We start from the raw sequence: 21516 nt of genomic DNA, 5'->3' as shown, positions 1-21516 counted from the left end.
CGATTCGAGTGGAATGTCCAGATTCTACCGGCTGCCGTTGTCCAATTCTCACGTCCGGGCGGGATGCCCGATCAGAACAGCGTCGGGACCGCGTCGTCGGACGTGGGCCGTGTCACCGGTGCCTGAGAGGCAGGGGCAGCAGCCACCGGAGCCGGTGTTGTCGCTACCGGTGCCGGCGTACCGGCGGCGGCCACGGCGCGTGCGGCCTCACCGGCCAAGGCGTCGGCCGCTTCGTTGAAGTGATTGCCGACGTGTCCGCGGACCCACCGGAACCGGACCGGACCCTCACGTTCGGTGATGGCTCGCTCGATGCTCTGCACCAGCTCCAGGTTGCGCACCGGAGTACCGCCCGCTGTTTTCCAGCCCTTGCGCTTCCAGCCCGCGAGCCATTCCGACGCGCACTTGATCGCGTACTGCGAGTCGGATTCGATCAACAGCGGCTCGGGGCCCGGGTGCGCCAGAACCGCCTCCAGCAGGGCCCTGAGCTCGGCAACCTGGTTGGTGCCCGAGGGCTCACCGCCGGAGTTGCTCGGCCCCGTGTGGTTGACCCACGCCCACCCGATTGCTCCGCCGGGGTTACGCAGACACGAGCCGTCCGTACTCACGATGATCACGGTCTCAGACCCTACTTCGGGGCACCGACAAACTCCGGGTGACTCGCGCACGAACACCGAGGTACTTGGCACTCGACTGCGCGGCAGTGCGAATTCGATTCCGGCGCACTGCCAACCGGGTCAGGCGTAGTGGGACTCCCTGGCCTTCCTGCCGTCGAGGGTGAGCAGCACGAACGCCACCGCCGCGAGCGCTGCGACGAGCGCGGAGAACACCAGTCCCGCAGTCACCAATCCCCATTCGTTCGCCGCAGCCCCGGCCCCGATGACCGGCAACGAGATGGCGACGTACAGCACCACGAAGAACGTCGAGGTCACTTCTGCTCGACGTTCCGGCGGAAGCCCAGCGGCGATGGCCGCCATACCGTTGCTGAACGTCACGCCCTGCCCGACGCCGCACAGCAGCGCCGCGATCACCAGGACCGGCAGCGACGTCAGGAGCAGCGACAGCGCCAGGACCACCAGCCCGATCGTCAGAACGAAGCAACCCCAGCGCTGCGCCGACGTCGGATCGGCCCGGCCCAGCAGGATCTGCGCGGTCGCGGATGCCGCGAAGACCGCGAACACCACGACACCGGTGACGGCATGGTTGTCGATCTGCAGCACCCCCGCGATGAATCCCGGTGATACCGCGGTGAACAGGCCGAGCACTGCGAAACCGGCGAAACCACCGATCGACGCGCGCAGAAAAGTGCCACGAACGTCCGCCGGTACGGACAGTCGTTGCATCTGCGGGCGCGCCCCCGCTGCGACCCGAACGGTTTCGGGAGCGAGAAACACCGCCAGAGCGGCCACCGCGAGCAGGCCGATGTCGACGAAGAAGGTCAGGCGTAGCGGTTGCGGAAGGTATTCGGCCAGCAACCCGGCCACCAGCGGACCCAGGCCGAGGCCGCCGATATTGGCCGCCGTGGCGATCGCCGGGGCACGGTCCCGCCACTTGTCCGGCACCAGTTCGATCAGGGTCACCGTCGCGGTTCCGACGAAAATTCCAGCCGACAATCCGGACAGCACCCGCCCGATCACCAGCGCCGTGAGCGAGCCCGCAGTCACGAACACCACGGCACTGATCAGACCGAACCCGATGCCCGCCAACAGCATCGGACGACGACCGAGCGAATCCGACCACCGCCCGAAAGCCAGCAGGGCGGCGAGTACACCGACCGCGTACGCCGCGAACACCAGCGTGACGACGAATACGGAGAACCCGAACTCGACCTCGTACAACGCGTAGAGCGGCGTCGGCATGGTCGTACCCATCATCGCCACGACGAACGCGTACGCGACTCCGACGAACGATGCGGCACTCGATCGAGCCACGAAAATCCTCCTGACGCTGTAGACCTGGCCAGAGGCGGCGAGAGACTCCGTGCGGCACTCCTGCGCTCCGCGAGGCACTATGTATCTTGCCGTCGACGTTGCAACAGTGTCGACCGACGCCCTGACGGGGACCCACTCGGTCCGCATGGCCACGACCGTTCGGAGGTGACGAACCGATGCCCGACGACGCCGGTACCGACGGGATCGCGCGCCTGGTCACGTCCGAGCAGCGCATCGACGTCCGGATGTCGGTGTCGCCGTTGCGCCGTGGCGGCGGTGATCCCACCTACGAGTCGACGCCGGACGGCGGGATCTGGCGCACGTCGAGGATGAGTTCGGGCCCGGTGACCTACCGCCTGACACAGGTGTCGCCGACGAGCGCGCAGGTTCGAGCCTGGGGCCCCGGCGCACCCGAACTGTTGGACGCGGCACCCGCTCTGCTGGGGTTGGACGACGACGCCGGCACCTTCGCACCGGAGCATCCGATTCTCCGGGAAGCCCATCGGCAGCTACCGCACCTGCGACTGGGTCGAACCGGACTGGTACTCGAGGCCCTGATTCCGGCGATCATCGAACAACGCGTACACGGAATTTCGGCATTCGGATCGTGGCGGTACCTGGTGAGCAAGTTCGGCGACAAGGCACCGGGTCCGACGCCCAAGCCGATGTTCGTCTTCCCCACACCCGACGTGTGGCGCCGCATTCCGTCGTGGGACTACCACCGAGCCAACGTCGACCCGGCCCGATCCAAGACCATCGTCCGCGCTGCCTGCGCGGCCGGACGCCTGGAGGAGGCGTCGGGAATGACACCGGAGGACGCTGCGCGCAGGCTGCGAGCCATCCCGGGCGTCGGTGTCTGGACGGCGGCCGAGACCGCGCAACGCGCCCTCGGGGATCCCGACGCATTGTCGGTGGGCGACTACCACCTGGCGTCGGTGGTGGGCTGGTCACTGCTGGGTAGACCGATCGACGACGCGGAGATGGTCGAGTATCTGCAGCCCCTGGCCCCGCATCGGCATCGCGCGATTCGGCTGCTGTACCTGAGCGGCAAGGCCACCAAGCCCAAATTCGGTCCGCGAACCGCTCTGGTGGACCACACGTGGCATTGAGCCCCGAACTGCTCGTACAGTCGAGTTGTACGCCAACGTAAGGGGTTTGTCCGTGGTTGCCATCGGCCGTTCCGATCTCGACATCTTTCCGCTCGCCCTCGGCGGGAACACCTTCGGCTGGACCAGCGACGAGGCTGCGTCCTTCGAGATTCTCGATGCGTTCACCGCGGGCGGAGGCAACTTCGTCGACACCGCGGATTCGTACTCGGCATTCGCCGACGGCAACTCCGGCGGCGAATCCGAAACCATCATCGGCAACTGGACCAGAGCCCGCGGAAACCGGGACGACGTCGTCATCGCCACCAAGGTCAGCCAGCATCCCGAGTTCCGCGGACTGGCCGCGGACAACATCCGGGCTGCCGCCGACGCGTCGCTGAGCCGGCTGCAGACCGACCACATCGACGTCTACTACGCGCACTACGACGACGAGAAGACCCCACTCGTGGAGTCCCTCGCCGCGTTCGACGGGTTGGTCGAAGCAGGCAAGGTCCGGCACGTCGCAATCTCGAACTACTCGCCTGCACGCGTTCGCGAGTGGCTGGAACTGACGAAGGAGAACGGTTTCGCTCCGCCGATCGCACTGCAGCCGCACTACAACCTCGTGGCCCGTCGCGATTACGAGGGCGAGCTGCAGAACCTGGCCGTCGAGAACGACCTCGGTGTGTTCCCGTACTTCTCCCTCGCCGCCGGGTTCCTGACGGGCAAGTACCGCACCCGCGAGGACTTGGCCGGCAAGCAGCGAGAACGACTGACCACCGGATACTTCTCCGATGCCGGTCTGGACGTGGTGCAGGGTCTGCGCGAGATCGCCGAATCCCGTGCGGCAGAGATCTCGAGCGTCGCGCTGGCCTGGCTGCTGGCCCGACCGGGAGTCACCGCCCCGATCGCGAGTGCGAGCAAGATATCTCAGCTACCGGCCCTGCTCGATGCGCCGGCGTTGGCTCTGACCAGCCAGGAAGTCGAGAAGCTGACGGTACTGTCCGATGCCGTGGCCTAGAACACGAAAGTTGTAGTCAGCAACGGGAACAGAACGAGTACCCCGGTTGCTGAACCTCGGGTGGCCCTAGCACCGAACACGTCAGCAACCGAGACAGCCGTAGCCGAAGCACAGGCAACGAAGACGTCCCCCGAGCCGACCTCCAAGGAACGCCTGCGGGTGATCCTGGTGCTCGGCGCGCTCATCGCGCTCGGCCCCTTGACCATCGACATGTATCTGCCGGCTCTTCCGGCGATCGCCGACGACCTGAACACGTCCTCGTCCGCCGTGCAGCTCACCCTCGCAGGCACCCTGGTCGGCCTTGCCCTCGGTCAGCTGATCATCGGGCCGCTGTCGGACATCGTCGGCCGACGGCTGCCACTCATCGTCGGCACCGGAGTGCACATCCTGGCCTCCGTGGCATGCATCGTGGCTCCCAACATCGCTGTTCTCGGTGGCCTTCGCGTCGTACAGGGTCTGGGTGCTGCGGCCGCAGCCGTGGTCGCGATGGCCATCGTGCGCGACCTGTTCAGCGGCCGCGCCGCCGCGACCGTCCTGTCCCGCCTGATGCTGGTCATGGGCGTCGCTCCCGTGCTGGCTCCGTCGCTGGGCGGTGGCGTGCTGCTGGTCGGATCGTGGCGTCTCGTGTTCGCGGCGCTGGCGATCATGGGTGTCGCTCTGATGACTCTTGCCATCGTGTCGCTCCGCGAAACGCTGCCGCCCGAGCGTCGCCGCGCCAGCGGCGTCATGCCGGTACTGCGTACCTACCGTTCACTGCTGCGGGACGCCCAGTTCGTCGTTCTCGTCCTCGTCGCCGCACTGGCGATGGCCTCGCTGTTCGCGTACATCGCCGGGTCGTCGTTCGTCCTGCAGGAGGAGTTCGGCCTCGACGAGCAGCAGTTCGCGATCGTCTTCGCCGCCGGTGCCATCTCGCTCATCGGGGCTTCGCAGCTCAACGTCCTTCTGCTCGGACGCTTCGCACCGGTGCAGATCGTGCTGACGGCGCTGTCCTTCGCCGTGTTCGCGGGTGCTGTCATGACGGTCCTGGCGATCACCGGGGTCGGCGGCATGGCCGGATTCGTCGTCCCTCTGTGGTTCGTGCTCGGGGCCGTCGGATTCGTGATGCCCAACGCGCCCGCGCTCGCACTGTCCAGGCACGGTGAGGCAGCAGGCGGTGCCGCTGCCCTCCTCGGAGCAGCTCAGTTCGGACTCGGTGCCATCGTCGCGCCGATCGTCGGCGTGCTCGGAAACGACGCGATCGCTGTGGCCACCACGATGGTCGTGACCTCTGCTGCAGCGCTGATCGCGCTGGGTGTCATCACCGCGCGCTCGTCTTCCCACCGATGAGCACGGTGGTGCGGGCCACCACACACTAGGGTTTCCGCCATGGCCGAACGCGAACGTGATGCGCACGGTAAACCCCTCAATGCCAGGCCTCGTGACGGTCTTGGGCGTCCCATGGCTCGCGGTGGAAACGGAACCCCACGGGTGCCGGACGACCTTCGGCTTCCGCCCACCGCCGCTCTCGTCGAAGCGCAGAGATTCCTGGACGCGAACATGCCGTTCCATGCGCACGAGGTACTGGAAGGCACCTGGAGGAGCTGCCCGTCCGACGAGCGTCCGCTGTGGCAGGGCCTCGCCCAACTCGCCGTCGGGTTGACCCATCTGATGCGCGGGAATCGCGTCGGCGCCGCCTCGCTGCTTCGGCAGGGACACGACCGGCTCGTCGGCTTCGAGTGCAACCCACCGCACCACCTCGACGTCACCGGGCTGCTGACCTGGTCGGAGGGCCTGCTCGGCGAGCTCGAGACCGGAAGGTTGCCGGTCGCTCCCGGCATTCCGGCGCTGCGCGCCACCGGCTGAACCGATCCCGACAGGGGGCGTCCTGGCGTCCGATCACGGCTTGAGCTAGCCTGGCGAGGGTTAGGTAAGGCTAGGACAATCTGCACCGAAAGTGGGGTTCGTCGCCGTGACCGTGTTCGCACCGCTCAGACTCGTGCACCGCGAGACGATCAGTCCGGCTCAGCTCGGACGCACTCTCTGCACCGAGGTAGCCGAACAGGTTCCGTACTGGGTGGCCGTCCTGACTCCGGCGGAGCGGCCGTTGCTCACCGAACACACCGCAGTCCTCGAACAGACGTCGATGACGTTCACTCTGCCCGACGGCCGACACCACCGCCGCATTCTGCTGCTCGCCGCTCTGGGCTCGGCCGTGTCCACGTGGCAGAGAAACAACCGTCGCGGCTCCTCGGCCGGCGTGCTGGTGGACCTCGACCTCGAGAGCACCGGCGCACTTCACCCGGTCCGGCTTCCCACGCTTCCCGTCGACGCGCTCGCCGTCCCTTCGCACCGTGAGCACCTCGTCGACGAGGTCGCGAGGCGACTCGACTCGGTGCCGAACGGCGGCTGCGACTACGCGCTGGCCCGCAACTATCCCGCGCTGGCCTCGCGCGCAGGAGCACAGATCATCGTGCACGAGGATGCACTGGCAGAGCCCAGTCGCGATCACGCCATCGACATCGGGATCACCGTGACGGGTGCGGGTACCGCACTCGCGCGCATCGCCTGGGCTGCGAATCTGCCGGGCATCGACGAACTGATCCGGCTGTGGGCGTCGGCCGTGAACGACCTCGCTCTCACCACTACAGGCTCTTCAGCAGCCTGACGTCGTCTTCGATCCCCTCGGGCGGAGTCTCCAGGATCACCGGCGCGTCGGCCGCAAGTGCGACGGCGGTCAGAATCTCGGCGTCGACCGTCCCGGTGCCGAGATTGGCGTGCCGGTCCCTGGCCGAGTCGAACTCGTCGCGTGAGTTGTTCAGGTGCACCAGATCGATTCGTCCGGTGATGGCCTTGATCCGGTCGACCACGTCGACCAGATCCTCGCCCCCGGCCCACGCATGACAGGTGTCCAGGCAGAAGCCGGCACCGAATTCACCGATCGCGTCCCACAACCGGGCGATGTCGTCGAAGTGGCGTGCCATCGCGGAGTCTCCGCCTGCGGTGTTCTCGACGAAGATCGGCACGGCGAAGCCGCCCTGCTCCGCTTGGCGCTCGAACAGCTTGCGCCAGTTGTCGATTCCCTTGGCAGTGTCCTCACCCTCACGGACGTGGCCGCCGTGGACGACCAAACCGATGGCCCCGATCTCGGCCGCAGCAGCAGCCTGCTCGACGACGGCCTTGCGCGACGGAATGCGGATCCGATTGTTCAAGCTCGCCACATTGAGGACGTAGGACGAGTGCACCACCACGTCGACATCGCCGGCCAGCAACGCCTCGCCCTGAGGATGTGGGGAGAGCTTGTTCCACTTCTGCGGATCGGTGAGGAACATCTGGACGAGGTCGACGCCGAGAGCCTCGGCCGTTCCGAGAGGGTCGCTGCTGTCGCGGACGTGGGCTCCGATGCGCATGACGCCCATCATAGAGGTGGTGTTCAGGGTCTCCCCTGATAGCGACCGGCGCAGAACGCTGGAACACTGGCACCCATGAGCGACATTGCCGCACGTGCGGTCGACGTATCGAAGGTCTACGGATCAGGGGACACCCAGGTCCACGCACTGTCCGGGGTGAGCGTCGAATTCGCTCGCGGAGAATTCACCGCCATCATGGGCCCCTCGGGTTCGGGCAAGTCCACGCTCATGCACTGCCTGGCCGGCTTGGACAACGCATCCTCGGGAACGGTGACCATCGGCGACACCGAGTTGACGGCGCTCTCCGACAAGGAGATGACCGGATTGCGAAGGGACCGAATCGGATTCGTGTTCCAGGCCTTCAACCTGGTGCCGACCCTCACCGCGCTGGAGAACATCACCCTGCCCCTCGACATCGCCGGCCGCACGCCGGACAAAGAATGGCTCGACACCGTGGTCGACCGACTCGGCCTGCGCGACCGCCTCGATCACCGCCCCAGCGAACTCTCGGGCGGACAGCAGCAGCGAGTGGCGTGCGCCCGTGCACTGGCAGGCCGACCCGACATCGTGTTCGGCGACGAGCCCACCGGTAACCTGGACTCCCGCTCGTCCGGCGAGGTGCTGTCGATTCTGCGCACTGCCGCAGACGAATTCGATCAGACCGTCGTCATCGTCACGCACGATCCACGCGCGGCCAGTTACGCCGACCGCGTCGTGTTCCTCGCCGACGGCGCAGTCATCGATCAGCTGAACTCGCCCACGGCCGACGCCGTACTCGAGCGGATGAAGAAACTCGAGACGGTCCGATAATGGCGCACTCCATCGCCAAGAAATCTGTCTCCAACAAACCATCTCGACAAAAGTCGTCGGGCAATCCCATGCGCAAGGTGTCACTGAGAAACCTTGCCGCACACAAGGTTCGACTGGCACTGACCGTGCTGTCCGTCGTGCTCGGCACGGCATTCGTCGCGGGCTCGTTCGTGTTCACCGACACCCTTCAGCGCACCTTCTCCTCTCTGTTCGCCGATACCGCGCAGGGCGCGGATGTTCGAGTGAGCCCCGAGGACGCACGCTCGTCCGGCGTGCCGAACGAGGACATCGCGGCGATCTCGGCGTTGCCGAACGTGCGCGCCGTATCGCCGTACGTCGGCGGACAGTTGGTACTGCTGGGGTCCGACGGTGCCGCCGTACAGTCCGGTGGCGCACCGACCATCGGCGAGTCGTATCTCCCCGACGACCAACGACTCGGTGATCCGACCACCTTCGTCGACGGTTCGGCTCCCACCGCTCCCGGTCAGGTCGCGATCAACGCCGGTGGTGCCGAGCGCGCCGGACTGAAGGTGGGCGACGCCACCCAGGTCCTCGTGCCGTCCAAGGGCATCACCGACATCACGATCACCGGAATCTATTCGACAGCAACAGAATCCGGTGGATACATCGGGATCCAGTTCGTGCAGAGCCAGGCGAACGAGCTGTTCACCGACGGTGCCCACGTGCAGTACATCGACGTCGCAGGCAACGATCTCTCCGCGCAAGGGCTGACTCAGGGCGATCTTCGCGACGAGATCGCCGCGGCGTTCCCCGACCTGAAGGTCCAGACCGCCGCGGACGTACAGGCCGAGACTCAGGCCGAGGTCGAGTCGGCACTGTCGTTCATCAACTACTTCCTGCTGGCCTTCGGTGGGATCGCCCTGCTGGTCGGCACCTTCATCATCTACAACACGTTCTCGATGATCGTCGCTCAGCGCGTCCGCGAATTGGCACTGCTGCGCGCCGTCGGAGCCAGCCGCGGGCAGGTCAGCCGATCGGTCGTTCTCGAAGCTCTCGTTGTCGGCGTCATCGGCAGCATCCTCGGCTTCGTCGGCGGGGTAGGGCTGGCCTACGGGCTACGGGCACTGCTCAACGCCTTCGATCTGGGTCTGCCGTCGGGACCGTTGGCACTCGAGCCGCGCACCGTCGTCGTCGCGTTCGCCGTCGGCATCGTCGTCACCGTGCTGAGCGCGTACGCGCCGGCCCGGCGGGCAGCCAAGATTCCACCGGTCGCCGCGATGCGCGAGGAGTTCGCCTCCGCGGGCGACACCCTGCGTACCCGAACGTTCGTGGGCGTCGGCCTCGGAATCGCGGGCGCTGCCGCACTGATCATCGGCGCGCAGTCGACCGGCGGGGCGGCCGCTGCCACGGTCGGCGCGGGAGCCGTCGCGCTGATCGTCGCCACCGCACTGGCCGCGCCGTCGCTGTCACGGCCGGTCGTCGGCGCACTCGGGGCCGTCATCACCCGTCCGTTCGGAGCGATCGGGCGACTGGCCAGGACCAATTCGGTACGCAACCCAAGACGCACCGCGGCCACCGCCTTCGCCCTGATGCTCGGACTCATGCTCGTCACCGTTATCGGCGTGCTCGGATCCACCGCCAAGGCCAGCGTCGACTCACTCGTCGACACCGGGGTCGAGGCGGACTACATCCTCTCCGGCCCGCAGTCGATCGGCGTTCCGACCGGTGCCACCACGGCCGCGCAGCAGGTGACCGGCGTGGACCGTACTGCGGTGCTGCACCCGGTGTTCGTGACGATCGCAGGCCAGGAGGAGTTCGGCGCCGCGATCGACGGCTCCCCCGAGGGACTGCTCGAGCTGTCGATGGTCCAGGGCACGGCAGATCTGAACAGCAACGGGTTCTCGGTGTCGGAAACCGAAGCGGCGAGCCGCGGCTGGACCGTCGGAACCGAGGTCACCTTCGACACCGTCGACGGTGCGTCCGTCCCGGTGACGGTCACCGGGGTCTTCACCGACAATCCGCTGATCGGGAACTGGATAGTCTCGGGCGACATCTACCAGGAGGTGACGCCGTCGATCACCCGCTCGGACCTTCTGGTTCTCGTCAAGGCCGTACCCGGCACCGACCTCGACACACTGCGCACCGACCTCGAAGCCGCGACCAAACCGTTCGTCGTCGTCCAGGTTCAAGACGTGGAGGAGTTCAAGGGTAGCCAGGGACAGCAGATCGACACGCTGCTCGCGGTGTTGTACGGCTTGCTGGCATTGGCCGTCGTCATCGCTGTGCTCGGCATCGTCAACACGCTGGCCTTGTCGGTGGTGGAGAGGCGTCGGGAGATCGGCATGCTGCGCGCGATAGGCATGCAGCGGCCGCAGGTCCGTCGCATCATCTATCTCGAGTCGCTGCTCATCGCGCTGTTCGGCGCGATCGTGGGCGTGGTCCTCGGAATCGCGTTCGGGTGGGGATTCGTGCAGACCCTGCGCGACGAGGGCCTGGGCACCATGACCGTGCCGTGGGGCCAGGTGGTGGCGATGCTGCTCGGATCGGCCGTAGTCGGTGTTCTGGCGGCACTGTGGCCTGCCGTGCGAGCCGCGCGTACGAAGCCGTTGGAGGCCATCGCGGACCTGTAGGGCCAAGTCCGAAACAGACCGGGCATTCCGCAACGTCACCCGATTGTTGTGGAATGTCCGGTTTTCCGCTTGCACAGAAAGGTCCCGCACGTCTACCTTTGAGTCGGTAAAACAGTCTTCGAGCCGGTTTGTAGGTTTCAAACCGACTCCGACATCACGGGTCGGGCTCGTGCAAGGAGAATCATGTCGATTCAGGACATCGATGCGCCGACCCGTCTTTCACTGGCCCCACTGTGCCGGCCGGAACGCCGCGACACCCTGATGGCCCGCTACCGCGAGGTGGCTCACGCACTGCCCGACGCCGTCGCACTCGATGTCGACGGCTCTTCCCTGACCTTCGACGAGCTCCTCCATCGCGCCTACTCTCTGGCTCGCAAGATCGCCACGCTCTTTCCCGCCGATTCTCGGCCGCTCGCCGTGGACACCGACGCGACGACAGACTCGATCGTGCTGATGCTGGCCGTCGTCGCCGCCGGTCATCCCCTGGTGCCGCTCGACCCCATGCTTCCCGCCGAGCGCCGCGCCACGATCATCGACCAAGCAGGTGCGACGGCGATCGACTCCACCACCGTCGCCGCCGCCATGGACTCGTGTGTGCCGCTGCCGACGCTGTCGGGCGACCACACCGCGGTGATCAACTACACCTCGGGATCCACCGGCACCGCCAAGGGCGTGATCCTCAGTCACCGCATGTGCCTGACCAAGGCATACGAAGTCGCCAGCGCCTTGGCGTTGGGCCCACACGACCGCGTGGGAAACTCGCTTCCGGTCAGCTTCGGTGCCGGCTTGAACACGTTGTTCGCGGGGTTGCTCAGCGGTGCCGCCGTGCACTGCCGCGACCCGAGGGCAGGTGTGCCCAGCAGCACCGTCGAGTGGACAGCCGCGCATTCCCTGACCACGCTGCACTGCTCGTCGTCGCTGCTGCGCGCAGTCGCCGCGGCCGATCACGGACCCACCGGGCGGGCCGTACCCACGCTGCGGTTGGTCATCACATACGGGGAATCCCTGCACGCCGACGATGCCGACGGTTTTCGGCGGCGATTCGACACCCGCGCCACGGTGGTCAACTGGTACGCGACCACCGAGGCCGGTGCCGTCGCCTACAGCGAATACCCGATCGAACGAGCGCTGCCGTCGGGCTTTCTCCCTGCGGGCAGACCCATCGCAGGCAAGCTGGTCGAAGTCGTGACCTCCGACGGTTCGTCGTGTGCACCGGACGTGATCGGCGAGATACGGGTGACGTCGAGCTGCTTGGCCGACGGCTACCTCGGCGGTGCCGGTCGGGATTCCCAGCGATTCGCCGCGCTCGGCGACGGTCTGTTCCGGTACCGCACCGGCGATCTGGGACGACTCGACGAACACGGGACGCTGCACCTGGCCGGCCGCATCGACGACGCCGTCAAGGTGCGCGGATACCTGGTGGAGCCGGCCGAGGTCGAGGCAGCACTGCGCGCCATGCCGGAGATCGGCGACGCAGCGGTGATCGGCAGGACCTCCGGCACCGACACCGACCTGGTTGCCTACGTGTGCTCGGCGCGTTCCGGTCGTCGACCCTCCGTGGGCGAGATCAGAGCGTCGCTGCGCCGGACGCTGCCGGAGTGGATGGTGCCCACCCACATCGTCGCGCTCGACGCGATGCCGCGCAACGAACGCGGCAAGCTCGACCGCGGCGCGCTGCCCGAGCCAGCCGATCGACGCGTCGAGCGCACCGCAGTCGGCCCGACCGAGTACATCGTGGCCGAGGCCGCGCGCACCGCGATCGGGCTGGACACCATCGGACGGGACGAGGATTTCCTGGCGCTGGGCGGAAACTCACTGACCACCACGGCCATGCTGGCCCAACTCCGCGAGAACCTGAAGATCGATCTGACACCGGAGGACGTGTTCGCGGCGACCACTGTTCGAGAATTGGCCGTGACAGTCGACGCCCGCCTCGAAGACGCGGCAACTGCGCGACGACGCACGGCCGGCGAACACGATGTGCTCGTGCCGCTGCGCACAGAGGGAAGCAAGGCCCCGATCTTCCTGATCGGCGGTGCAGGCGTCGGTGCGATGGCATTTCTGAATCTCGTCAAGCACATCGACGCCGACCGGCCGGTGTACGCCCTGCAGGCGCACGGCCGCGGCAAGCGCGGACGACCGGACCGGACCATCCGGCGAACTGCGAAACGCTACGTCGACGCCGTTCGCACAGTCCAGCCGGACGGCCCGTTCCACCTGGTCGGCCACTCGCTCGGCGGCTGGATAGCCATCGCGATGGCGGAGGAGATCCGAGACTCCGGCCTGGGGTCTCCCCACCTGCTGCTCCTCGACACGCGGCTGTTTCGGCACCTGCTGGACAGGTTGCCCGGCGGTACCGAGGTTCCGGCTGCCCCGCCGGCTCAGACGCGTGAAGAGGCGGGCTTCCACCTCGGCCGGATCGGCACCGCGGCCCTCTGGTTGCGTATGCAGTGCGCCGGATTGCTGCGGTACCCGACGACGATGGAGTGGTTGGTCTTCGCAAGTATCGGGTACGTGGCGTTGAACAAGCATGTGCCGACACCGTGGTCGGGTTCGATGACCGTGGTTCGCACAGCGGAGAACGTGAAAGATCTCCGGTCGTGGCAGACGGTCGGCCGTGGTGAGCTGACCTTCGTCGACATCTCCGGAGATCACGTCGACATGTTGCGTGAACCGATGGCCGAGCACTTGGCCGAGACGATCGCGAACACCTTCGACGAAGCGGGCGTCGCGCGCTGATCGACGGTCTGTCGTTGTGTGGGCTCAGCTTGTACGTTTGTGCCAACGGCTCACCGAGCCACGCGCCGATCCGGGCATCACACGACGAGGAGGTCGACCATGAGTTCATCGTACGAATTGCAGTCGGTAGAACTACACAAGGACGTCCTGCGATACGTGGACATGGGCGACGGCCCACCCGTGATTCTGGTGCACGGCCTGCTCGGATCGCATCGGTCCTGGGGCCCGCAGCTCGAGCGTCTGTCGCAGAAGTATCGCGTCATCGCTCCGGACCTGTTCGGGCACGGAGACTCCGACAAGCCGTCCGGCGACTACTCGCTGAGTTCGCACGCGGCCACCATTCGCGACCTGATGGACCACCTGAACATCGACTCCGCACCGATGGTCGGTCATTCTCTCGGCGGCGGCATCGCCATGCAGCTGACGTATCTCTTTCCCGAGCGAGTCGATCGCCTCGCGCTGGTCAGCAGTGGCGGCCTCGGTCCGGAGGTGAGCCTGGTGCTCAAGGCAGCGACGCTGCCCGGCAGTGAGCTGGTGTTGCCACTGCTCGCATCGGACTGGTTCCGTAGGAATACCGAAAGCGCGCTGGCGCAATTGGGCAAATGGGGTCTGCCGGTCAAGCCCGGTCCCAGCATGGCCGAGACCTGGAGGTCGTTCCGTTCGGTCGCAGACCGCTCCACCCGTGGAGCGTTCCTGGCGTCGACGCGGGCCGTGGTGGGCCCGCGGGGGCAGACCGTGAGCGCGAAGCAACATTTCGAAAAGTTCGAGTCGATTCCGTCGCTGCTGGTCTGGGGCGGCAAGGACCGGATGATTCCCGCCAAGCACGCCGACAACATTCGACGTGAAGTTCCCAACAGTCGCGTCGAGATCTTTCCCGACGCCGGCCATTTTCCCCAGCTCGACGAGCCGGACTTCTTCTTCCGCTTGCTCGACGAGTTCCTCGGTGCCAACGAGTCCGACAAGAGCGCGCCTGCGGCCATCACCCCGGCGGCTGTTCCGTTGCAGCACCCGTGAGCGTGACCCCGATGTTCCCGCTCGGCAGCGTGCTGCTCCCCGGTGAACGCCTACCACTGCACATCTTCGAGCCGCGCTACCGAGCTCTGGTCCACGACTGCCTGAAGCAGGACGATCCGAGCTTCGGTGTGGTCCTCATCGCGCGTGGGCACGAGGCCGGTGGCGGCGACGTCCGGCACGATGTGGCCACGACGGCACACATCATCGGTCACGAGTCCATCGGCGACGGCCGGTATCTGCTCGAATGCGTCGGCGGCGAACGGATCAGGATCGACGCCTGGCTGCCGGACGATCCGTACCCACAGGCCGACGTTCGAGCGTGGCCGGACGAAGAGACCGATGCGGTGATCGCCGACACCGAGTTCGACGCCACTTGGGCGCGGGTCGAGGATCTCTACGAGCTGATCGGTCGACTCGAATCGTCGGAAGTCGTTTCCACGCCCGGTGTTCCGGATTTCCTGGGCCTGCCGATCTCGGCCGCCGAGAAGATCTGGTCGCTGGCGGCACTGATTCCGATGGGTCAGTCCGATCGACTCGACATCCTGTCTGCACCGAACGCCAGAGCGCGCAAGACCGCACTCGACGACGCCATCGAGAACGTCACGGCGGTCGTGCAGTTCAGACTGCAACCCTGATACCGACGAGACAAGTCAGGCCCGACATCATCGATGTCGGGCCTGACTTGTGTAGTAGCGGGGACAGGATTTGAACCTGCGACCTCTGGGTTATGAGCCCAGCGAGCTACCGAGCTGCTCCACCCCGCGTCGGGTGTTCACCACGCTACATGCCATCTCGGCAGTCTCCCAATCGCCAGGTCAGCCGCACGCTCTACCGTTCAGGTATGCCCAACGCGCCGTCTCCAGTCCTGACCTTTCCGCACGCCGCCGTCGCGCAGATCACGCTGAGCAACCCGCCGGTCAACGCGCTGACCCGTCCGGCGACGCGGCGACTGCGCGCCGTCCTTCTCGAGTTGGCCGACGACGCCGCGATTCGGGCGGTCGTTCTCACCGGCGACCGGGTGTTCAGCGCCGGCTCGGACATTTCCGAGATGCCCGAGATGCAGGACCGCGGTGACGTGCTCGCCCGCAAGAGCATTCTCGAGAACGCGACCCTCGAGATGCTCGACGATCTGCCGCTGCCGACGGTCGCGGCAATCCACGGATTCGCGTTGGGCGGCGGCCTCGAGTTGGCGCTGTGCTGCGACCTCGTCGTCGCCGACGCGGGGGCTCGACTCGGACTCCCGGAAATCGACCTCGGTGTGATCCCCAGCAGCGGCGGGTCGATGCGCGCGCTGCGGCGGGTGGGTCAGGCGCTTGCCGCCGAACTGGTGTTGCTCGGCGAGCCGATCTCGGCCGAGACTGCACTGGAGTGGGGTCTGATCAATCGGGTCGCTCCACGCGGGCAGTCGTTGTCGGTGGCACTGGGCTTGGCGCAGACGCTGGCGCACAAGTCCCGTTCTGCTGTTCGAGCGAACAAGCGTGCCCTCGCTCTCACGTTCGGCGAGTCCCCTGGCCTACCGGCGCAACGGGCATTGCCGGTGTTCGAGGAGGCGTTCGAGTCGGCGGACGGCAGGGAGGGCGTGCGCGCCTTTCTCGCCAAGGAGTCACCCGAGTTCGGATAGGCGACGCTTGACCAGAATCGTTGCGCCGGTGACGATCTCCCATCCGATGATGGTGTAGACCGAGATGCGCTCGAAGGTTCCGCCGCCGAGGATTCCGGTATCGGCGAGAAACAGGGTCAGCCCCACCAGACCGGCCACTCCGGCAGTCGCACTGCCCACGGTGTACCAGCGCGGCGCGCCGACGCGGCCGCCGTACCGACCTGCCGCCAGCAACACCAGATTGCCGCCGACGATAGCCATGCCTGCACCCACCGCATGGGGCGTCGAAGCCCCGTCCACCGAGGCGTGGGCGAGCCCGACGACGATGCTGCCGACACCGTGCACAACGGAGGTGCCGGCGACGATCCACCGCGCCCGGCCCTCGAAGAGCACGGACAGTCCAAGCCCCGCCAGGACGAAGAACGTGCCGTCGACGACGAAGCCGGTGTTCATCACCGCGTGCAGCGGCGAGATGTCGGGGATTCCGAGATCGCTGATGTTGTTGCGGGCGTAGCTGTACGGCCGGTCCGTCCAACCGAGTGCGGCGACGGCTTCGGCGGCCAGATAGGTCACTCCACCGACGAGGAAGGCCCCGGCGGCCAGGACGGTCGTTCTCTTCACAGCTGCACGTCCACTCCCGGAGCCCCGATGGGTCATTTCGCAGGCTCCACTCCCGGAGCCCCGATACACCTGGCGTGTACCGATTGGTACAGTACCGGCTCATGAGCGATCGCCACGACGTGGTGCCGATACTCGCAGGGGTGTTCCGCGACCACGGGTTCGACGGTTCCTCCCTCGCGGTCATCAGCAAACAGACCGGCCTGGGGAAAGGCAGTCTCTACCACTACTTTCCGCGTGGAAAGCAGGAGATGGCCGAGGCCGTCCTCGACGACGTGGAGCAGTGGTTCCACCACAACGTGTTCGAGCCGTTGCGACACGGCACCGATGCCGCGTCGACGACGCACGAGATGTTCGAGCAGACCGCGCGATACTTCCGGTCCAATCGTCTGGTGTGCCTGTTCGGCGCATTCACACTCGGTCTCGAACGTGCTGTGTTCTCGGGCCGCGTCGCAGCCCATTTCACCCACTGGATCGACGCGCTCACCCCGGTACTGAGCCGCCTGGGACACGGCGAATCGGCAGCCGAACTGGCCGAGGAGATCGTGGCCGGAATTCAGGGCGCACTGGTGCTCTCACGCGCCTCGGACGATGCGACGCGGTTCGATCGACTGTTGACGCGCCTGGAAGCCTCGGCGGCGCGCGTGCCGGTGGGGGTGCACGTATGAATCCCAAGCCCGCACCCCAGCTGAAGACGTTCGGAATACGAGAACTGCTGCGACTCATCGTCATCGGCACGGTATTGGCGTACTTCCAAGTCGTCGCGATCGGCCGCTGGGTGCGCGCGCCACGGCGCGGGTGGCCGCTGCACGCCTCGGAGGCCGTCGTCGACGCCTTCTTCGTTCTCGGCCCCACCTTCGTCAAGGTCGGGCAGCTGATGGGATCCTCGCCCGGGCTGTTTCCCAAGGTCCTCGCCGACACCTGCCTGCGCTGCCTCGACGAAGTGCCACCGTTTCCCGGGTCGCAGGCACGAGCGGTGATCGAGGCCGATCTGGGCCGCGGAATCGACGACCTGTTCTCCTCGTTCGACGACGTGCCGCTCTCGTCCGCCTCGGTCGCTCAGGTGCATCTGTGCGTGCGCCGTGACGACGGCCGCGAAGTGGTCATGAAGGTACAGCGGCGAGGCATCTATCACCGCATGAAGATCGACCTTCGTATCGCGTACCTCATCGCCCGCGGACTGGAGAAGTTCATTCCGTTCTTCGCCACGGCCAACGCGTCGGCGATCATCGTCGACCTGCACGCCGCCACCTTCGCCGAACTCGACAGCGCCGTGGAAGCGAAGCGTCAGGCCAGCTTTCGCGCGGCCATCGGCGCGTTCGGCGACAACGCCCACGTCACCGCGCCCGAGGTGTTCCTGGACTACTGCGGCGGCCGCGTCATCTGTATGGAACGCATGCACGGCTCCCCACTCGACCGCTACGAGCCAGGGGAGCAGTCCGAGCTCATCGTCCGCCGCGCCGCCAAGGTCTGGATGGAAGCCCTTGTGCTGCACGGTCTCTTCCACGGCGACGTGCATGCGGGCAACGTGTGGGTGCTCGACGACGGCAGGGTGGCATTCCTCGACTTCGGAGTCATGGGCGAGGTGGACGAGCAGTGGCGCGCACTGCTGCTCGATCTGTTTCACGCCACCGTGATCGACGGCGACTTCACCCGACTGGCCGGTACCGTCAAGCGGCTGGGAATCGTTGCGCCGCAGATGGGTTCGGACGCCGAGGTCGGGGCGATCCTGCAGTCGGTGTTCGCTCCGATGCTCTCGGCAACGCTCGCGCACTTCAGCCTGGCCGACTTCATTCGAGCGCTGGTGAACATGGGCAAGCAGTACAAGACGTCGAGCCCGGAGGAATTGATCCTGGTGGCCAAGCAACTCGGCTACTTCGAGAGATACGCCATCGAACTGGCCCCGAACTGGGCCCTGGGTACCGACCCGTTCGTGTTCAAGAACGTCTTTCCCGCCGAGATCGCGGCACTGGCCGAGGCGAGGGGTGTCGAGCTACCGGAATGAGCCGGCAGCTCGACACAGCATCACCGAGTGAAGTCGAGCACCACTTTGCCTGCCGCAGTGCGGTTCTCCAGCGAGGCAATGGCAGCAGCAGCATCGGAAGCCGGGAACACCGACGGCTCCGGCGCACCGAGCGATCCATCGGCGAGGAGCGGTTCGATCTCGGCCCACTGAGTGGCGAGGTAACCCGGGCGCGTCATCCACCAGGCACCCCAACCGACGCCGACGACGTCGACGTTGTTGAGCAGCAGTCGATTGACCTTGACCGTCGGGATCTCACCACCGGTGAAGCCCAGCACCAGGATTCGGCCCGAGGGTGCGAGCGAGCGAATGCTGTCGGTGAACCGGTCACCACCCACCGGATCGACGACGACGTCGACGCCACGGCCGCCGGTCAGCTCCTTCACCGCGTCCTTCCAGCCGTCGACGAGAACGACGTCGGTGGCTCCGGCGGATCGTGCGATGTCGGCCTTGGCCTCCGAGCTCACCACAGCAATCACCCGAGATGCCCCGAGTACCGGAGCCATTCGCAGCGCGGAGGTTCCGATGCCCCCTGCTGCGCCGTGCACCAGAACCGTCTCGCCCGGTGCCAACCGGCCACGTTCCCGGAGCGCGAAGTGCACCGTCAGATCGTTGAACAACAACCCAGCCCCTGCGGAGAGCGACACCGACTCCGGCAGCGCGAACACCGTGTCCGGGGATACGACGGCGACCTCGGCCATACCGTCGCTCAGTCCTGTCAAGGCCGCTACTCGATCACCTGCGGAGAAGCCGGACTCCGGCGGAGCCGACCGAACGATGCCGGCGATCTCGCTGCCGGGGACGAACGGCAACTCGGGCTTGTACTGGTAGAGCCCGCGAGTGAGCAACGCATCGGGAAAAGCGACCCCGGCGGCATGGACCTCGATGACCACCGACCCGTCGCGCGCAGCAGGCTCGTCGATGTCCACCACACTCACCGAGTCGGGTCCGTCGAGGCTGGAGATCTGTACCGCGCGCATGAGTTGTCCTCTCGGTCGGGATCGTTCCCTGCACGCCACCGTACAAAACTGCAGCAATCACCGTCGCTACCGGCATCCACTCCTGCCTGCTGGGTCGTTCCGCAGGCTCCACTCCTGGTGGTGTGCTCCAATCGAAGGATGAACACCACTCCCCTCACCGTCGTCCGTCCCGACGGGGATGCCCGCGGCGGCGTCATCGTCATCCAGGAAGCCTTCGGCGTCACCGATCACATCGTCGACGTCTGCAACCGCCTCGCCGCCGCCGGTTGGGTCGCGGTCGCACCGCACCTGTTCCACCGGCAGGAGGGTGTGACCGTGTTGTCGTACTCGGACATGGATTCGGCGATGGCGGCAATCGGGCGGCTGCAGGCGGACGAGGTGGACTCCGACGTGGACGCGGCGGCGAGTGCGCTCGCCGAGCTCGGATTCGAGCCCTCGTCCATCGCGATCGTCGGCTTCTGCATGGGCGGCACCGTCGCGTTCCACACCGCTGTTCGACGGCAACTCGGTGCGGCAGCGACGTTCTACGGCGGCGGAATCGCCAAGGGCCGCTTCGGTTACCCCGCAATGGCGTCGGTGGGCGACGCACTGCAGACGCCCTGGCACGGATTCTTCGGGGATCTGGACGAGGGCATCCCCGTTCAGGAAGTCGAGACGCTGCGCGAGATCACCGCGACGGCGCCGGTCGACACGGAGATCACCCGCTACGAGCACGGCAAGCACGGATTCCACTGCAACGACCGCCCCGCCGTGTTCGACGCCGACGCCGCCGCCGACGCCTGGGGCAAGACGCTCGAGTGGTTCGACGCCCATGTCGCGCGCTGAGCCGCCCCGCTCCGGCGCCGAACTCGCAGACGAGACCGAAGGCATCGTCGCATTCTGGACCGAACTGTCGCTGCCGGGACTGTTCGACGTCCACACGCACTTCATGCCGAAGAACGTGATGGACAAGGTGTGGAGTTACTTCGACAGCGCCGGGCCGCTGACCGGCAGCGTCTGGCCCATCTCCTACCGGTTCGCCGAAGAGCAACGGCTCGAGGTCATTCGGGGGTTCGGAGTCCGGCACTTCACGTCGATGATCTACCCGCACAAGCCGGCGATGGCAGCCTGGCTCAATTCCTGGGCAGCAGATTTCGCGGCGCGCACCCCCGACTGCCTGCACACCGCCACCTTCTACCCCGAGGACGGTGCCACCGAGTACGTCGAGCAGGCGTTGACGAGCGGTGCCCGAATCTTCAAGTCGCACATTCAGGTCGGGAACTATTCACCGAACGATCCCCTGCTCGACGGCGTCTGGGGCGCACTCTCGGACGCGCAGGCGCCCGTGGTGATCCACTGCGGATCCGGTCCGGCACCCGGCACCCATACCGGCCCGGAGCCGATTGCGGCACTGCTGCAACGGTTTCCCGAGCTCCCGTTGATCATCGCGCACATGGGGATGCCGGAGTACGGCGACTTCCTCGATCTGGCCGATCGCTACCGGAACGTGCGGCTGGACACCACGATGTCGTTCACCGACTTCTCCGAGGCGAGCGCACCGTTTCCGAAACACGAACTGCCCCGGCTGGTCGACCTGCAGGATCGCATTCTGTTCGGCAGCGACTATCCGAACATCCCGTACCCGTATCTGCATGCCCTGCAGGCGGTGCGCCGACTCGACCTGGGAGACGACTGGGTTCGTGCAGTGTGCTGGGGGAACGGAGCCGCGCTGTTCGGCTAGA

20 protein-coding genes and 1 tRNA gene are annotated in these 21516 nt (G+C 66.5%); 15 read left to right on the top strand and 6 right to left on the bottom strand.

The genetic code is table 11. The features are described from left to right. Nucleotides 1–71: 71 nt before the first annotated feature. Nucleotides 72–614: a ribonuclease H gene (locus AB0362_RS18315; RefSeq protein WP_283347227.1), complete on the bottom strand. Its 543-nt coding sequence runs from the start codon at nt 612–614 to the stop codon at nt 72–74. 120 nt (nt 615–734) lie between these two features. Beyond that, the gene (locus tag AB0362_RS18310) at nt 735–1928 is read right to left on the bottom strand and encodes an MFS transporter (RefSeq protein WP_283347226.1); all 1194 of its coding nucleotides are present in this window, start codon (nt 1926–1928) and stop codon (nt 735–737) included. Between the two features lie 176 nt (nt 1929–2104). Between AB0362_RS18310 and AB0362_RS18305 the strand changes: the two genes are divergently transcribed. The 5 genes from AB0362_RS18305 (at nt 2105) to AB0362_RS18285 (ending at nt 6678) form a co-directional block, all read left to right on the top strand. After that, nucleotides 2105–3037 (top strand): DNA-3-methyladenine glycosylase 2 family protein, encoded by a 933-nt coding sequence (locus tag AB0362_RS18305; RefSeq protein ID WP_283347225.1) that lies wholly within the window; start codon nt 2105–2107, stop codon nt 3035–3037. A 52-nt stretch (nt 3038–3089) separates the two neighbouring features. Continuing rightward, the gene (locus AB0362_RS18300) at nt 3090–4034 is read left to right on the top strand and encodes an aldo/keto reductase (RefSeq protein ID WP_283347282.1); all 945 of its coding nucleotides are present in this window, start codon (nt 3090–3092) and stop codon (nt 4032–4034) included. A gap of 153 nt (nt 4035–4187) precedes the next feature. Further along, nucleotides 4188–5360 (top strand): multidrug effflux MFS transporter, encoded by a 1173-nt coding sequence (locus AB0362_RS18295; protein ID WP_283347281.1) that lies wholly within the window; start codon nt 4188–4190, stop codon nt 5358–5360. 39 nt (nt 5361–5399) lie between these two features. Next, nucleotides 5400–5876, top strand: coding sequence for a DUF309 domain-containing protein (locus AB0362_RS18290; protein WP_317549217.1), 477 nt, complete (start codon nt 5400–5402; stop codon nt 5874–5876). Between the two features lie 106 nt (nt 5877–5982). Then, complete coding sequence (locus AB0362_RS18285) at nt 5983–6678, top strand: hypothetical protein (RefSeq protein WP_149406848.1); 696 nt, start codon at nt 5983–5985, stop codon at nt 6676–6678. Here AB0362_RS18285 and AB0362_RS18280 read toward each other — a convergent pair. Beyond that, complete coding sequence (locus AB0362_RS18280) at nt 6656–7420, bottom strand: deoxyribonuclease IV (protein ID WP_317549216.1); 765 nt, start codon at nt 7418–7420, stop codon at nt 6656–6658. The genes AB0362_RS18285 and AB0362_RS18280 overlap by 23 nt on opposite strands. A 75-nt stretch (nt 7421–7495) precedes the next feature. On the opposite strand from AB0362_RS18280, the gene AB0362_RS18275 reads away from it, so the two are divergent. The 5 genes from AB0362_RS18275 to AB0362_RS18255 all read left to right on the top strand — a co-directional run bounded on the left by AB0362_RS18275 (nt 7496) and on the right by AB0362_RS18255 (nt 15209). Further along, nucleotides 7496–8230 carry an ABC transporter ATP-binding protein gene (locus AB0362_RS18275; RefSeq protein ID WP_068048639.1) on the top strand — a complete coding sequence of 245 codons (735 nt, stop codon included), beginning with the start codon at nt 7496–7498 and terminating at the stop codon, nt 8228–8230. Between the two features lie 68 nt (nt 8231–8298). After that, entirely contained in the window at nt 8299–10821 is a 2523-nt protein-coding gene (locus tag AB0362_RS18270; protein ID WP_317549215.1) for an FtsX-like permease family protein, read from the top strand. A gap of 183 nt (nt 10822–11004) precedes the next feature. Continuing rightward, on the top strand, nt 11005–13560 hold the full coding sequence (locus tag AB0362_RS18265; RefSeq protein WP_317549214.1) for an alpha/beta fold hydrolase: 2556 nt from the start codon (nt 11005–11007) through the stop codon (nt 13558–13560). Nucleotides 13561–13659: 99 nt separating this feature from the next. Continuing rightward, nucleotides 13660–14574, top strand: a complete 915-nt coding sequence (locus tag AB0362_RS18260) for an alpha/beta fold hydrolase (RefSeq protein WP_317549213.1) — start codon at nt 13660–13662, stop codon at nt 14572–14574. Further along, the gene (locus AB0362_RS18255) at nt 14571–15209 is read left to right on the top strand and encodes an LON peptidase substrate-binding domain-containing protein (RefSeq protein WP_149406842.1); all 639 of its coding nucleotides are present in this window, start codon (nt 14571–14573) and stop codon (nt 15207–15209) included. The genes AB0362_RS18260 and AB0362_RS18255 overlap by 4 nt, the downstream gene beginning before the upstream one ends. A 55-nt stretch (nt 15210–15264) precedes the next feature. Here the strand turns inward: AB0362_RS18255 and AB0362_RS18250 are convergent. After that, nucleotides 15265–15338 (bottom strand) — tRNA-Met (locus AB0362_RS18250). A gap of 77 nt (nt 15339–15415) precedes the next feature. Between AB0362_RS18250 and AB0362_RS18245 the strand changes: the two genes are divergently transcribed. Then, nucleotides 15416–16195: an enoyl-CoA hydratase-related protein gene (locus AB0362_RS18245; RefSeq protein ID WP_317549212.1), complete on the top strand. Its 780-nt coding sequence runs from the start codon at nt 15416–15418 to the stop codon at nt 16193–16195. On the opposite strand, the gene AB0362_RS18240 is transcribed toward AB0362_RS18245, so the two are convergent. After that, nucleotides 16178–16795 (bottom strand): DUF998 domain-containing protein, encoded by a 618-nt coding sequence (locus AB0362_RS18240; RefSeq protein WP_188078732.1) that lies wholly within the window; start codon nt 16793–16795, stop codon nt 16178–16180. The two genes, AB0362_RS18245 and AB0362_RS18240, sit on opposite strands and share 18 nt — an antisense overlap. Nucleotides 16796–16896: 101 nt before the next feature. Between AB0362_RS18240 and AB0362_RS18235 the strand changes: the two genes are divergently transcribed. Both AB0362_RS18235 and AB0362_RS18230 read left to right on the top strand, forming a co-directional pair. Next, nucleotides 16897–17460 carry a TetR/AcrR family transcriptional regulator gene (locus tag AB0362_RS18235; protein WP_283347220.1) on the top strand — a complete coding sequence of 188 codons (564 nt, stop codon included), beginning with the start codon at nt 16897–16899 and terminating at the stop codon, nt 17458–17460. Then, entirely contained in the window at nt 17457–18797 is a 1341-nt protein-coding gene (locus AB0362_RS18230) for an AarF/UbiB family protein (protein ID WP_283347219.1), read from the top strand. The genes AB0362_RS18235 and AB0362_RS18230 overlap by 4 nt, the downstream gene beginning before the upstream one ends. Before the next feature lie 20 nt (nt 18798–18817). Here AB0362_RS18230 and AB0362_RS18225 read toward each other — a convergent pair whose 3' ends face one another. After that, nucleotides 18818–19795 carry an NADPH:quinone oxidoreductase family protein gene (locus AB0362_RS18225; protein ID WP_283347218.1) on the bottom strand — a complete coding sequence of 326 codons (978 nt, stop codon included), beginning with the start codon at nt 19793–19795 and terminating at the stop codon, nt 18818–18820. Between the two features lie 138 nt (nt 19796–19933). Between AB0362_RS18225 and AB0362_RS18220 the strand changes: the two genes are divergently transcribed. Both AB0362_RS18220 and AB0362_RS18215 read left to right on the top strand, forming a co-directional pair. Further along, nucleotides 19934–20620, top strand: a complete 687-nt coding sequence (locus AB0362_RS18220) for a dienelactone hydrolase family protein (protein ID WP_283347217.1) — start codon at nt 19934–19936, stop codon at nt 20618–20620. Then, the gene (locus AB0362_RS18215) at nt 20607–21515 is read left to right on the top strand and encodes an amidohydrolase family protein (protein WP_283347216.1); all 909 of its coding nucleotides are present in this window, start codon (nt 20607–20609) and stop codon (nt 21513–21515) included. Before AB0362_RS18220 ends, AB0362_RS18215 begins: the two co-directional genes overlap by 14 nt. The last annotated feature ends 1 nt before the right edge of the window (nt 21516 follow it).

The organism is Rhodococcus sp. NPDC079359 (genome assembly GCF_040702585.1).
In the GTDB taxonomy this organism is placed as follows: Bacteria; Actinomycetota; Actinomycetes; order Mycobacteriales; family Mycobacteriaceae; genus Rhodococcoides.
Note: the sequence above shows the minus strand (reverse complement) of the source record. Positions and strands in the feature narration are given on the sequence as shown.